This is a genomic window from Vibrio sp. M260121 (assembly GCF_036533715.1).
Lineage (GTDB): Bacteria > Pseudomonadota > Gammaproteobacteria > Enterobacterales > Vibrionaceae > Vibrio.
In genome coordinates this window covers 1-13,144 of record NZ_JATABF010000044.1, presented here as the reverse complement: position 1 = coordinate 13,144, position 13,144 = coordinate 1, and the positions used below count along the sequence as shown (strand labels likewise).

Below are 13,144 nucleotides of genomic sequence, written 5' to 3'. Positions count from 1 at the left end.
CCAATGTGTGTTTCACCGCTGCGTTCCTTATCAGGGTGAAACCACCGTTCAAGAATCAGTCGCGTTCAACTTCGTTTCGCCGCTGAGAGTTTGAAATAAACATATGGTAAGACGTAGAGGACATGGATAATGGTTCTAAAGCATACCCCTCCCAAGCAAAAGGTTTCTCATCCGATCCCGCAAGAAGCCTTCGATTGGTACGACGAATACGCCCACGGAAAAATCTCGCGCCGTGAGTTTCTTAATAGGCTAGGTGGTCTTGCTGTGCTTGGCTTTAGCATGACAGCTCTGGTCGATGCGTTAACTCCGAATTACGCACTGGCAGAACAAGTTTCATTTAACGATCCTGACATCAAAGCAACCTACGAAACCTTCCCATCCCCAAACGGGCATGGGGAAGGGCGTGGCTATTTGGTGATGCCACAGAAGAAGACCTTAAAATCACCGACGGTGTTAGTGGTTCACGAAAATCGTGGGTTGAACCCTTATATCAAAGACGTGGCTAGGCGACTCGCGAAAGACGGCTTTATTGCTTTGGCCCCAGATGCCCTATACCCACTTGGTGGTTATCCGGGGAATGATGATGAGGGTCGCGCCATGCAGAAAGAGATGGACAGAGCTAAGATCGAGCAAGACTTTATTGCGGCGGCCAATTTCATCAAACAGCATGAGGATGGGAACGGTAAGTTGGGGGCGGTCGGGTTCTGCTTCGGAGGTTACATTGTCAATATGCTTGCAGCAGTAATGCCCGATGAGCTTGATGCAGGCGTACCTTTCTATGGAACACCTGCGGCGCAAGAGATCCAAAAGCAAGTCAAAGGGCCGTTGATGATTCACTTTGCAGGGCTCGATAAGCGTGTTAACGACACTTGGCCCGCTTATGAGCAGCAATTGATAGCGACCGATGCACAATATCAAGTGTTAATGTATGAGAACGTCAATCACGGCTTCCATAACGACTCAACAGCACGCTACGCACCAGAAGAAGCTGCGCTCGCTTGGGAACGCACACTAGGCTTCTTCAAAGAACATCTCGCCTCAAGCTAAAACGCTTCAACTTTAGTTGGCACATTCCGTATATATCTTAGTAAGCAAGAAACGAATAAAGCTCCAAAGACCAAACAGTATGGCTCTGGAGCTTTTTACTATTTGGAAGGATCCACTTGTAGTTCGGTATAGCCAGTCGAGTCGTCCATCGCTCTAGTGAACTCAAGTTCTGAGTAAGAATGGATGATCAATTCTGCGGTAGTATCAATCACTGTGCCTTCCAACAAATGCCCACCCCAAACTCGTCCTTCACGATCAGACACCGAGATATGAACGTGTTGATGTTCAGCCGTTAGGGTTCCCATCACAGAGACAATTTCAAATGGCTCTTGTTTGGTTAACGTACTCTCTGCTCCTGCCAAACGAAGGTTGAGGTCAGAGATACAGCCAACGCATGAGGCAATCGAACCTGCTTTGATATCGTACTGCTCGACCAATTTCGCTAGGCTCAGCTTTAAGTCCATGCCTTTGGTAAGACGTACTGCTATCACTTCAATCGACATGTTATTTCCTAATCAAAACTAACAAGCAGGAAAGCGCCGTATCCAAGTCGGCATAACGTTTGGCTTTGCCAAGCACGCGCATACCTTGCATGTTGTTGAGAACAAAACGAGCGAGTTCTTCTGGTTTAAGCGTTTTCGGCACTAATGTTTCTTTTTGCGCATTGGTCAGCGCATCTGCAATGATGTCGATAAGATGGTCAAATAAGAAATGCCCTTTACGCAGTACGTCATCGTCTTCACCTGCATGCTCAATCAACGCATTTTGAATAAAACACCCACAGTTGCGTTTGCGCTGCAGCTCAGCAAAAGATTTAAGGAACGATTCCAACTCAGGTAAAGACGCGTCGTCTTTTTCCAAATCATTCAGTGAGGGTAGCGAGACCTTTTTCAAGTAAGTATCGAGTGCTTCGTAGTAGAGCTGTTGCTTGTCACCATAGGTGTTGTAAAGACTGAAGCGGTTGATGTTCAACTCGTCGGTGAGATCCGAGATAGACGTGTTCGCAAAGCCCTTGCGCCAAAACACATCCATAGCCACGAGAAGCTTTTCATCTCGGTCGAAGTTGGCTTTTCTTGCCATAAATTACCTGCCTGGGTCTGCTTATTGGGTAATTGAATTGCTTTGGAGGGATGGTACAGAGAACCTCTAGCGTTCGAACTGAACCAATATGATGAATACCCATCTATTCTTGGGTATCAGCCCCCAAATTCATGTGAACTCACAAACGGCATCAAAAATCTCGCTCAGCAAACAGACCCACAACTGTTTGAAAATTTTTGATAGTGAAGTTCTTGACTGATCGTTTATAAACTGGCTACAGTATATCCTAACCAATCGGTTAGAAAAAGATAAAAGGATGTGAAATGAAGCTCTATGAAACCGCAATGACTCCAAGTTGTAAGCGAGTTAGCATTTTTCTAAAGGAAATCGGTGGCGAGGTTGAGCGAATTGCGCTGAACGTTCGTGAGGGCGATAACCTATCTGAACCGTTTAAATCGAAAAGCGTGAACGGCAAAGTGCCCCTACTGGAACTGGATGATGGCACGACGATCTGCGAAAGCGTGGCGATTTGTCGCTACCTAGATGAAGCGTTTGAAAATGATCTGGCGCTGTTTGGTGCTAATCAGCTTGAACGTGCTCAGGTGGAAATGTGGCATCGCGTTGTCGAATTCCAAGGCTTGTACACGGCTTTTCAGGCGTTTCGCAATATCACAGCAATTTACCAAGATCGTGAAAACTGTGTTGCTGCGTGGGGTGACGAGTCGAAATCTCGCGTGTTGGAATTCCTGCCGACGTTAGATAAGCGTTTGTCAGAGAGTGAGCATATCGCCACGGACAACTTCACCATCGTAGACATTACCGGCTACATTTTTGTTGGTTTTGCCGTAAATGGTTTGAGTATTGAAGTGTTCGAAACCTACCCAAATATTACACGTTGGTTTGAACAAGTATCGGTGCGTGAAGCGTTTCAAGGTTAACTTCTAACGTGATTTTTCTAAGCAGCAAGGCTTTTGTAGACTTGCTGCTTTTTGTCGTTTTAAGCGCAAAGATCTTCAATTTGTTCAGGTTTTCTCTTCTTTTTCTGCCTTTCTCCTATAATTAACTCTGTTAATGAAACAACATCAATTGGCTCTCACGGCGTTTTGGAACCTTGAGTTCTTAGTTTGTAGACGTCCCAATCATTATTGGACTTCACCAAGTAATGAAGGACACCAAGCGACAAGGAGAGGTTATGCGTGTTCGAAGTAAAACCATCAATGGCGTGTTGTGTATGCTGCTCGTAGCGTCTGTGTGCGGACTCGTTGCCATGTATCAAAACCACAGTCAGCAGCATCAACAAATCGAGTTGCTGCGTGGGCAATTGATGGAAAAAGAAAACCAAATCGTCATCTCGAATGAGGCGTTGTCTTACACTCGTTATCAACATCAACTTTTAGCGGAAGATTACAGCCGTTTCAGAGATGCGCAATCCATGAGTAGCGTGCTGCAATAGAACAAACAGGCAAGGAGAGGTATGAAGTCCATATTGTTGGTTGACGACAGCAAAACGGTCCTGCTCTACATGACCAGTGCATTGCAAAAGCAAGGGTACGAGGTCATTGCCGTTGAAGATGGTGAGTCTGCGTTAGAAGTGCTGGCTCACCGAACTGACATTCAGTTTGTCCTCAGTGATTTGATGATGCCGGGCATCAGTGGCATTGAGCTTTGCCGTGAGCTTAAATCGTCGCCGTTTTCTCGTTATATCTTCTTTGTGCTTCTCTCTTCCCGTAACGATCAAGAATCCATCATCAAAGGCATGGATGCTGGCGCCGATGACTTTGTCGACAAGAAAACGTCTGTAGAGGAACTACAAGCGCGCATCCGAGCGGGCTTTCGTACCTTAGAGCTGCACAACACGCTCACGACAAAAAAACAAGAGCTCGATTTAGCGTATCAAACCATTCAGCAGGATTTGGATTCTGCTGGAGAGTTAATGGGGCAACTGTTGCCCGTGGAAGAACAAATTCACACGGCACAATTTAGCTTCACTTATGTCCCTTGTACCAAGATTGGTGGGGACATGTTGGGCTATGTCGAGCTTGATGAGTCACACGTTGCGTTTTATGTCTTCGATGTTTCCGGGCACGGTATTTCTTCGGCGTTAATGGCGTTCTCGATTCAACAAACTTTGTCACAACGTAACAAATCGGAGTCGATAACGTTAGACTGGAGCGACAACGAATACCGCATCAGTGAGCCTGCTGCTGTGATTGAAAGGCTTAATCGACGTTACCAGCAAACGCAAAACAGCAAGCTTTACTTCACTATCGAATACGCCGTGTTGAACACCGAAACCGGTGAACTGAATTATTGCACTGCAGGACATCCTAAATTTGTTTGGCAACAGACGGAACAAAACCGCTTGGAACTTGTTGGTGACAACAACTTCATCGTCGGGGCATTGGAGCCGATGATGTACCAAGGTGGGAGTATCCAACTTAAGCCTAATGACGCGCTTTGGTTTTTCTCCGATGGCTTATTGGAAGCCAAGCAAGGCGAGGAGCTTTACGGCATTGACCGACTGCTAGCTAACATCGAAGGGAGTAAAGCGATGCCAGAAAAGGCACAAACTAATGCTGTTTTAAAGCAGGTGCAAAACTGGCAAGGAAAACCAGAAATCGACGATGACGTGAGCTTGTTGAAGGTGCAATGGTTGGGCTGTGCACAATCGCAAGCCGTTAAGTCGACAAGTTCGGTATTCCAGAAATCCTATCAAGCGTCTTTAGAAGTTTCGCGCCCAGCGAGTCTCGAATTGGTTGAGTTCCTTCAACAACATTCGGTTTCTTCTCATGTCGCGCAGACTCTAGAGTTGTGTGTGGTTGAGTTGATGAACAATGCGTTTATTCATGCCTACCAAGAACAAGCAGGAAAAACGGTTGAGTTAGAATGCGAAGTGACTCGAGGGGAAAAAACAAAAATTGAACTGCGTGTGGCTGATTACGGAAACGGTATTGATGAAGATACGATCAAAGATCACATCTCTAAGCAGATTGAAGCGCCCAACTTGTTCGATGAAAACAGTTGGCTGCCTTCTGGTCGAGGGCTTATATTGATCGCTCAAATGACAGATGGGTTCTCGGTGTGCAGCAAAGCCGGAAGGAACGAGTTTACAGTGACTAAATCGTCTTAGTTCGATAAAAACTCACCCCGCAAAGGCGAGGTGAGTTGTATTTGATTACAGTGTGTTTTTAAAGATCTGACCATCTTTCATGATGAGATCCATTTCTGTTAGGTGAGAGCCGTCTGGTTTCGCATCGTTGGTAAACCAAGTCTCACGTCCGTCGACTAAGGTAGTGTCTTCTAGCGGGTTACCATCAATCAGTAAGATATCTGCGTAAGCACCAACCTCAATCACACCGATTTTGCCGTCTGAATATGGGTTAATCCAATCTTCCATCAACTCTGCTGGGATTCGACCGCCGACCGAAGTCATTGCTTTAAGTGCATTGTAGTTTCCAAAGAACTTCGCGTTTAGGTAAAACTCATGCGCAATTTGTTTTGCACAGGTCGATGCAACGCCAACACAGTCGGTATTAAACGCGCGGTAGTCTGGGTTCACCTCATTGACGTTATCAACGTAAGAGTCGAAAGCTTTTTGCGCTGAATGCAGCGTCGCTTGGATCATTGGATATTGCACCACAGGCGTCTTCGCAAGTTCTGGAGAAAACGCAGTTAGGTTTGTCACCAAGAATGCACCTTCTTCTTTAAAGCGTTTATGGTGCGTAGGTGAATACATAAAGCCGTGCTCAATGGTCTTCACACCTGTTTCTAGCGCTTGGTTAATCGCTTTTTCTGAATAAGCGTGTGTCGATACATAAGATCCGTATGAGTTTGCGATATCTACAGCTGCTTTTAGCTCCGAATCCAACAATGACTGGTATTGCCACGGGTCGAACTTAGACGACACTCCTCCAGATTGGAACGCCTACAAAAACTGAGCACCCTGACGGAAATTGTATCTACCTTGTTCATGGATGGCATCCACGCCAGCAGGTGTCGACATGATATTCAGAATTTCAAGGTTTTGAGGTGAGTCTGTTAAGCGACGAGATTGCAAGCCTACGTCTGAGTGACCACCGACAGGAGCTATTGGCGCTCCGGAAACAAAAGTACGAGGGAAGGCGTTTAAGCGGCCGTCGCGTTCCATGTCTGTCCATGAGCCTTCAGCACCACGACATCACGAATTGTTGAGAAGCCCTTATTTATGTACATCTCACCAAAACCTTGAGCATGAACCGCGATTTCCGACCAACGCATATCGTTTGTGCCCAATAAGCCTTTTGGCAATGCAAGGTGCATGTGTGATTCCACCAAGCCCGGCATTAAGGTTCTGCCTTCGCCATCAATGACTTTAGCATCAGCAGGTGTGCCGGCATTCCCATCAGTGATCGCAGTGATTTTATTTCCCTTTACAACAACTTAGTGATTTTTATATAACTTGTTATCTGTGCCATTGAAGATGTTTACGTTAGTAAACACGCTAACTTGTGGGTGTTCAACAATACATCGGTAGCCACATTAACATAAAAGCCAGCGATAACATGCTGGCATAATTCCTTTCTAGCTTGTCATATCTACTTGAATTAGCTCGATAATGCTTAATTCTCGCGAAGGCATTTTCGACCAAGTGACGATACTTGTATAGACACGAATCCATACTGTCTTTGTCTATATCTTGTCCGTAATTACGTTTAGCTATTACCGTTTCTCCGCCACGTTCCTTAACAAAAGTACGGAAAGGTTCGCTGTCATATCCTTTATCACAAACGATGGTATTAACTTCATCTAGTTGTTCAACTAAGCTTTCGGCATGCACTATATCGTGGCGTTGGCCTTCCGATAAATCAAAGCAAACCGGCAGGCCACCACTATCCACAGCTAAGTGAATTTTGGTTGAATTGCCCCCACGACTTTTTCCTATTTGCTCTGAGCTTTCAGTAGCTGCACCTGTGCTATGCTGATGCGCTCGAACTATAGAGCCATCAAGAAAGACCCATTCAAAATCAGCCATGCGAGATAAGCTTTTGAAAAGCTTATCCAAAATTCCTTTCTTTGACCAAAGATTAAATCGTCTGTAGACGGAACTCCACTCTCCGAACTCAGAGGGTAGATCTCGCCAAGGAATACCTGTTCTCATTCGATAAAGTATTCCCTCAAATGTCATTCGATGTTCAGTTTTATCGTAAATACGGCCACCATGTGGGGGACGAGGTTATCTCGATAATTGCAGATGCAATGAAAAAAGTCTTTAGAGTTTCGGATTACCTGATTCGGACTGGTGGTGATGAGTTTATGCGATTCTCCCTGATTGCAGTGAGAACAAGTCGCTAATGCTGGCCAAGAAACTACGTTCAGTGGTGAAGGAGAACCGTTTAAAGAGCTTAGATATCGCCGTTAGCGTAAGTACTGGTATCGCCATGAGCACCGAGCACGAGACGCTGAACGATGTCATCATGCGGGCTGATGAGGATTTGTACGAATGTAAGCGCAAGCGATGCTAAATGAAGACAGTGTCTTATGTCTGCAAATTGTATTAAATGACTTAAATATCAGTAAGCAATGATATAAGAGTTTGATAAACTTGACTAAAACGTGACTTTGGTCTTCTATAGTAAAGCAGCCTATACAAAGGCTGCTTTCTTTGTATTTGGCTGAAGGTAATTATAAAAATCACAATGTTAATCTTTGATTCTATTTGGTAACCGTGCTGTGAATAAAGAGCTAGACCTAAACCTCCTCAAAATACTGGTGCTGCTAGAGCGACATCGCCAACTTAAACCTGTTGCGAAAGCGCTAGGTAAAAGCGAAGCATCTATCAGTAAATACCTCACTCGTTTGCGAACACAATTGGAAGATGAGCTTTTCATTCGTCAAGCTCATCACTTTGAACCGACAGACTATTTGAAACGAAAACTACCAGAAATCACAGAGGTCCTTGACCAGCTTGAGTCTTGCCTCGTGAGGCGAGAGTTTGATCCTCTGTCTTATGACAAGAGCATCACCATCTGCTTACCGCAAACTGCGCAACAATCTTTTGGTCACTTGCTTTTAGGTGACTTAATGGATTTGTTTCCTAATGCCTACGTGAATGTGGCAAGCAACACCGACAATACGATTGACGATATTCTCGAAGACAAAGTAGACATGCAACTGCACTATTTTAATGAAGAATACCCCAAATCCATTCATCAACAGTTTATCGGTTACGCGCCAGCCGTTATTGTCGTGCCTGAAGAACTGGGCATTACCGATTTAGAAAAAGCGTGTGAGCTTAAGTTCATTTTGCTTGAGCTCTCAGGTTGGAAGGATAGGGAACAAATCACCAAGCGAGCGCTTGAGCAGGGCGGACTGAATATTGACCGGGTTGCGACTATTGGAAACATTACCAGCCTACTCAAGGTGATCAGAACAAGGGCGGCAGCGACAATTTTGCTAGATCATCAAAAACCGATTGATGGTTTTCATTTTATTCCTGTACCTGAGACCTTCTACCCTGAAGGGCGCCCAAAAGTGGTGGTACAAATGAAACAAACTCATCGCTACAACTCGATGCACCAGCTATTAACTGATGCTATCTCGAGATACGTAATTACTTAACCTGATGACTGGTAAGCGGAACTAACAACAAAGGCTGCCACACTCTTCTTGAGGAAGGGTGTTGAGAAGTTCTACGACAGACTCAGCATGATACTTCTTCAAGATTCGAGTTTTGTATGTACTGATGGTTTTAGCACTCAGTGACAGTTGCTCAGATATCTTCTTATTTGAGTAACCTTGGGCAAGGTAATGGAACACCATTGCTTCACGATTAGATAAAGCGACGTTACCCGATGATTGGTTATGCGTCGCTTTAAACATCGAATATCCACGTGTCACACTGACGATGGCATCCATAATGGTGGCTTTCGCTTCATTCTTATTTAAAAAGCCGTGTGTACCCATTTCAAATGCGGCTTTAGACAAACTTGAATAATCACGAGAAGAAATAAACAAGATTTTGCCTTGGTAACCTGTCGCTAATATGTTCTTAGCCAAGCGCATGCCATCTCGATCGCCTAGCACGACGTCTAAAATAACCAAATCTACAGGTTGGTTGCGAATGATTCCCATAACTTCAGCGCTGTCTGTTGACTCCACGACGTTAACATATTGGAAAGCGGTTTGAACAAGAGAAGCGAGTGCTTCGCTATATAACGGTTGGTCGTCGATAATAAGAACGTTATTCATATTTGTGCCTCACCTTATATTTCAATTTACTTGCCGCTTCCTTTCAGCACTTATTTAATGAGGTAGGATTGTAGGAAAAATCCGTGAGGAGTGGGTGAAAATGACAATTTCATTATTTGAAAAGGTGTGTCTCATATGTGAGAAAGTGTTGCGCTAAAAATAATAGAATCAATTAGATAGCAAGTGAGAGAATGACGGTCTTACATTGACGTATCGGACAAATCGCGATCCACAATTTTTCTCTCAATCTATGGATGCATTAAAATTCGCCCATCAAGAAGCCAAAAAGCAGGCTGAAAGTGCCTTCGATCCAGAGCGTAAAACTCGATTTGAAAAAGTGACTTCTGAATTGGTTCGCTACATGGAAAATCTAAATGACGTTTCTCGATTAATGAAAGAGCGAGATCTAAAGGTTGCCGAGCTTGTCTCTTTTCAAAAGCAAGTGGAATCAAAGTTAGAAAGACGTCTTTCTGAATCGCCCGATGTAACGCAATATCGTGCGGAGCTTGCTGATGCCACCTTGGTGTTTAAAGCGCTAACCCAAGAAGCGACAGAATACCTATTGACCAATAATGAACGAGACTATCAGCAGTTTGAAGCAAAGCTCGACGAATGGAAATTGTATTTGAGAAGTTGAGTTGCGGTGAAATCTCTGCAGAGCAGCAACAAGTGAAGGGGAGTGATGAGGTGGCAGAAATGCTTGATGCCTTACATCACATGGAAGAGCCGTTGTATAAAACCGTTTCTGAGGTCATTTCATGCTGTGATCTTCTTGCTTCCGCTTCGGAAGAACTATCAGCCGTAAACTCTGAGATAATAAGCAATGCACAATCGCAGCAAATGGAAACAGACCAAGTCGCGACGGCGGTTAACGAGATGACGGTGGCGATCACTGAAGTTGCACAAAATGCGAATGGCGCGTCCGGTGAGGCCGAAGTGGCGTCGGAGGTGTCTGAGCAGGGACAAGTTATCATGCAAAGTGCGACTGAGCAAGTCGGCGGGCTAGCAAGTCAAATGGGCACAATGAGCCAGAAAGTGGCGACATTGTCCAATGGTACAGCCGAAGTAGCAGACATCAGTCAAGTCATTCAAACCATCGCTGAGCAAACCAACTTACTTGCACTAAACGCAGCGATTGAGGCAGCAAGGGCTGGTGACCAAGGACGTGGATTTGCAGTCGTTGCGGATGAAGTGCGTCAGTTGGCTCAAGAAACTCAAAAAGCAGTAGAAAAAATTGGAGATCGAATTCATACGTTGCAGCAGAACACGACCCAAGTGGTGGATTCTATCGATGCGGGGCAGCAGATGCTTGAGCAGACGGTTCATCAATCTGCATCTGCGAACGATGCCTTTATTAGTATCTCTACCAATATTGAACAAACGAACGCTCTGAACACACAAATTGCAGCGGCAACAGAAGAGCAGAGTGCGACAGCGGAAATGATCAACCAAAGTGTCGTATCGGTAAGAGACCAAGTCGATCAGACGGTTAACATGATTCAAGACAGCAATCAGGCCGCTGACGAATTGGCAAGAATGTCGATTAACCTTTCAGACCAAATACGTTTTTTCAAACTTCAATAATAAGACGGCCAGACACGATTTTGTGTCTGGCTTTGTATTTACGCTTGCAGGTGAGGTCTGAATCGGTAAGATCGCGTTTTTTCCATCTTTTGAGTCCGTTATGAACCAATCTTCTTTTGAATCTATTGTTCAATCTCGCCGTTCAGTCAGAAAATACGACGCGAGCGCTGAGTTTAACCATGATGATGTTGCCAAGGCCCTTGAGCTAACCACATTAAGTCCTAACAGCAGCAACATGCAGATGTGGGAATTCCATCGTGTGATCTCAGAAGATAAAAAAGCAGCGCTTGCTGAGCTTTGTATGGGGCAAAATGCCGCTAAGACAGCTAACGAATTGGTGGTGTTTGTTGCCACGACTCATAACTGGAAAGAGCGCGCAAAGCGCAACGCAGAGACTGTGCGCCAAGCTTTTGAAGGCCGTGACGACGCTGCGGCCAAGCGCGCTCTAAAGTACTACGAAAAACTCATCCCGATGGTTTATAACAACGATGCATTTGGTGTTCGTGGAGTCGTTCGTAAGCTCTACAGCTGGTGGTTAGGGCGTAATAAACCCATGGTGCGTGAGGTGAGTAAAGCGGATGTTCGCGTATGCTTGCACAAAAGTGTTTCTCTTGCCGCCATGACTTTTATGTATGCCATGAGAGATAAGGGATATGACACTTGCCCGATGGAAGGATTTGATTCGAAGCGTGTGAAAGCTTTGCTTGGCTTACGTGACAGTGACCAAATCACCATGGTCATCAGCTGCGGTGTTCGCACGGAAGAAGGCGTATACGGTGAGCGTCACCGAGTTTCGAATGAGTCGGTTATTAAAACACACTAATAAATCGCTAAACTTTTTCTATTGGCTGCCGCTATCTAAACAGACGTCTTTTCTATATCGAACTCATGGCTGAGTTTTGTTCAAAAATGAGACGAAATTTCATCATTTGATATAGAAGTGTGCGGTCAGCATCCTTTTGATTATTTACAAATTCTGTCTCAAAGACTACAAAAGGACTCTTGGATTTTTACGCCTGTGAAGTGATTCTCTGTGGCATTGCATCAAGCCTTTTCTTGATGCGTATTTTGGATAATTGGGTTTATGAGTAACGTAACCAGTACTATTCTGACTGAAAGTGGCACCAATGAGCTTGAAATCATTGAGTTCCATCTAGAAAAACAATTGCCAGATGGCAGCACAAAAACATGTTATTACGGTATTAACGTCGCTAAAGTGCGTGAAGTGATTCGCGTGCCGGAGACTACTGATTATCCGAATGCACAACCTCATATGATCGGCGTATTTTCGTCGCGTGAAGTGTTAACGCCATTGGTTGACCTTGCTGGTTGGCTTGGTGTTCCTACGCGTCGTGATCTTGAACGTAAGTTTGTTATTGTTACCGACTTTAACAAGATGACGAATGGCTTCTTGATCGACAGTATTTCGCGTATCCACCGTATTTCATGGAACGATGTAGAATCCCCAAGCCAATTCTTAGAAGCGGGTGAGCAGGACTGTGTTGTTGCGGTAGTTCGTAAAGACGGCAATCTGATCATGATCTTAGACTTCGAGAAGATCATTGCAGACATCAACCCAGAACTGAGTATGGAAAAGTACGATGTGACGGGCGATAAGTCGGTTGATCTGAACCAGCGCATGGTCGGTAAGCGTAACGCAAAAACCATCATGGTTGTGGATGACTCTGCGTTTATTCGTTCACTGATTCAAGATACTTTGGCTTCTGCGGGCTATAACGTGATCACCTGTAAAGATGGTGGCGAGGCGTATGAAAAGCTAATGAGCTTGATCGAAGTAGCGAAAGAAGAAAACTTGCCAGTTCGTGAGTTACTCGATGCCGTTGTTACCGACGTAGAAATGCCTCGTATGGATGGTATGCACTTAGTGAAGCGACTACGTGATACGGAAGCCTACAGTCAAACCCCAATCGTGATGTTCTCTTCTTTGATGAGTGAAGACAACCGTGCGAAAGCGTTATCTCTTGGTGCAAATGACACCATCACTAAGCCTGAGATTGGGCGTATGGTGAACATGATGGATAAGCACGTTTTTAGCTTCGCGTAATTTTCTACAGATATAAAAAAGGCTGCCGATTGGCCTGTCTCTTGATCACAAGTCTAGTGATCAAGAGACATTGCGAGTTCGTAGCCTTCAAGGATGGTTTGCAGTTTAAACCATCCTTCCCAAAGCACCTTTATTGAAGCTCTACCCGTCCTCTTGGTATCTTTCCAACCGCCTAATTTA

15 protein-coding genes and 2 pseudogenes are annotated in these 13,144 nt (G+C 44.9%); 10 read left to right on the top strand and 7 right to left on the bottom strand.

What is annotated here, in order from left to right; genetic code table 11:
• The first annotated feature begins 129 nt into the window (after positions 1–129).
• The gene (locus tag QTO06_RS20125; protein WP_331409517.1) at positions 130–1,047 is read left to right on the top strand and encodes a dienelactone hydrolase family protein; all 918 of its coding nucleotides are present in this window, start codon (positions 130–132) and stop codon (positions 1,045–1,047) included.
• Positions 1,048–1,145: 98 nt separating this feature from the next.
• Here QTO06_RS20125 and QTO06_RS20120 read toward each other — a convergent pair whose 3' ends face one another.
• Positions 1,146–1,550 carry a PPC domain-containing DNA-binding protein gene (locus tag QTO06_RS20120; protein ID WP_331409515.1) on the bottom strand — a complete coding sequence of 135 codons (405 nt, stop codon included), beginning with the start codon at positions 1,548–1,550 and terminating at the stop codon, positions 1,146–1,148.
• Between the two features lies 1 nt (position 1,551).
• Positions 1,552–2,127 carry a TetR/AcrR family transcriptional regulator gene (locus QTO06_RS20115; protein WP_005375904.1) on the bottom strand — a complete coding sequence of 192 codons (576 nt, stop codon included), beginning with the start codon at positions 2,125–2,127 and terminating at the stop codon, positions 1,552–1,554.
• A 284-nt stretch (positions 2,128–2,411) separates the two neighbouring features.
• On the opposite strand from QTO06_RS20115, the gene QTO06_RS20110 reads away from it, so the two are divergent.
• The 3 genes from QTO06_RS20110 (at position 2,412) to QTO06_RS20100 (ending at position 5,218) form a co-directional block, all read left to right on the top strand.
• Positions 2,412–3,026 carry a glutathione S-transferase gene (locus tag QTO06_RS20110; protein WP_331409514.1) on the top strand — a complete coding sequence of 205 codons (615 nt, stop codon included), beginning with the start codon at positions 2,412–2,414 and terminating at the stop codon, positions 3,024–3,026.
• 254 nt (positions 3,027–3,280) lie between these two features.
• A complete protein-coding gene (locus tag QTO06_RS20105) occupies positions 3,281–3,541 on the top strand; it encodes a hypothetical protein (protein ID WP_182025132.1) in 261 nt (86 codons plus the stop codon).
• Positions 3,542–3,562: 21 nt separating this feature from the next.
• The gene (locus QTO06_RS20100) at positions 3,563–5,218 is read left to right on the top strand and encodes a SpoIIE family protein phosphatase (RefSeq protein WP_331409511.1); all 1,656 of its coding nucleotides are present in this window, start codon (positions 3,563–3,565) and stop codon (positions 5,216–5,218) included.
• Positions 5,219–5,263: 45 nt separating this feature from the next.
• Here QTO06_RS20100 and QTO06_RS20095 read toward each other — a convergent pair whose 3' ends face one another.
• The 4 genes and pseudogenes from QTO06_RS20095 to QTO06_RS20080 form a co-directional block, all read right to left on the bottom strand.
• The gene (locus tag QTO06_RS20095) at positions 5,264–5,995 is read right to left on the bottom strand and encodes a hypothetical protein (protein ID WP_331409510.1); all 732 of its coding nucleotides are present in this window, start codon (positions 5,993–5,995) and stop codon (positions 5,264–5,266) included.
• Positions 5,996–6,013: 18 nt separating this feature from the next.
• The gene (locus QTO06_RS20090) at positions 6,014–6,235 is read right to left on the bottom strand and encodes a hypothetical protein (protein ID WP_331409509.1); all 222 of its coding nucleotides are present in this window, start codon (positions 6,233–6,235) and stop codon (positions 6,014–6,016) included.
• Positions 6,214–6,387 (bottom strand): hypothetical protein, encoded by a 174-nt coding sequence (locus tag QTO06_RS20085; protein WP_331409508.1) that lies wholly within the window; start codon positions 6,385–6,387, stop codon positions 6,214–6,216. The genes QTO06_RS20090 and QTO06_RS20085 overlap by 22 nt, the downstream gene beginning before the upstream one ends.
• A gap of 196 nt (positions 6,388–6,583) precedes the next feature.
• Positions 6,584–7,282: pseudogene (locus QTO06_RS20080) on the bottom strand (IS5 family transposase); the annotation flags it as partial.
• On the opposite strand from QTO06_RS20080, the pseudogene QTO06_RS20075 reads away from it, so the two are divergent.
• Positions 7,273–7,589 (top strand): annotated as a pseudogene (locus QTO06_RS20075) (GGDEF domain-containing protein); the annotation flags it as partial. The pseudogenes QTO06_RS20080 and QTO06_RS20075 overlap by 10 nt on opposite strands.
• Before the next feature lie 208 nt (positions 7,590–7,797).
• On the top strand, positions 7,798–8,685 hold the full coding sequence (locus QTO06_RS20070) for a LysR family transcriptional regulator (RefSeq protein WP_331409507.1): 888 nt from the start codon (positions 7,798–7,800) through the stop codon (positions 8,683–8,685).
• 21 nt (positions 8,686–8,706) lie between these two features.
• Here QTO06_RS20070 and QTO06_RS20065 read toward each other — a convergent pair whose 3' ends face one another.
• Positions 8,707–9,315, bottom strand: a complete 609-nt coding sequence (locus tag QTO06_RS20065; RefSeq protein ID WP_331409506.1) for a response regulator transcription factor — start codon at positions 9,313–9,315, stop codon at positions 8,707–8,709.
• 205 nt (positions 9,316–9,520) lie between these two features.
• Here QTO06_RS20065 and QTO06_RS20060 point away from each other — a divergent pair, with 205 nt between their 5' ends.
• The 4 genes from QTO06_RS20060 to QTO06_RS20045 all read left to right on the top strand — a co-directional run bounded on the left by QTO06_RS20060 (position 9,521) and on the right by QTO06_RS20045 (position 12,964).
• On the top strand, positions 9,521–9,952 hold the full coding sequence (locus tag QTO06_RS20060) for a hypothetical protein (protein WP_331409504.1): 432 nt from the start codon (positions 9,521–9,523) through the stop codon (positions 9,950–9,952).
• Entirely contained in the window at positions 9,928–10,899 is a 972-nt protein-coding gene (locus QTO06_RS20055; protein ID WP_331409502.1) for a methyl-accepting chemotaxis protein, read from the top strand. Before QTO06_RS20060 ends, QTO06_RS20055 begins: the two co-directional genes overlap by 25 nt.
• Positions 10,900–10,999: 100 nt before the next feature.
• Positions 11,000–11,722, top strand: a complete 723-nt coding sequence (locus tag QTO06_RS20050; protein ID WP_331409500.1) for a nitroreductase family protein — start codon at positions 11,000–11,002, stop codon at positions 11,720–11,722.
• A 261-nt stretch (positions 11,723–11,983) separates the two neighbouring features.
• The gene (locus tag QTO06_RS20045) at positions 11,984–12,964 is read left to right on the top strand and encodes a chemotaxis protein (RefSeq protein WP_005441315.1); all 981 of its coding nucleotides are present in this window, start codon (positions 11,984–11,986) and stop codon (positions 12,962–12,964) included.
• Positions 12,965–13,144 lie beyond the last annotated feature (180 nt).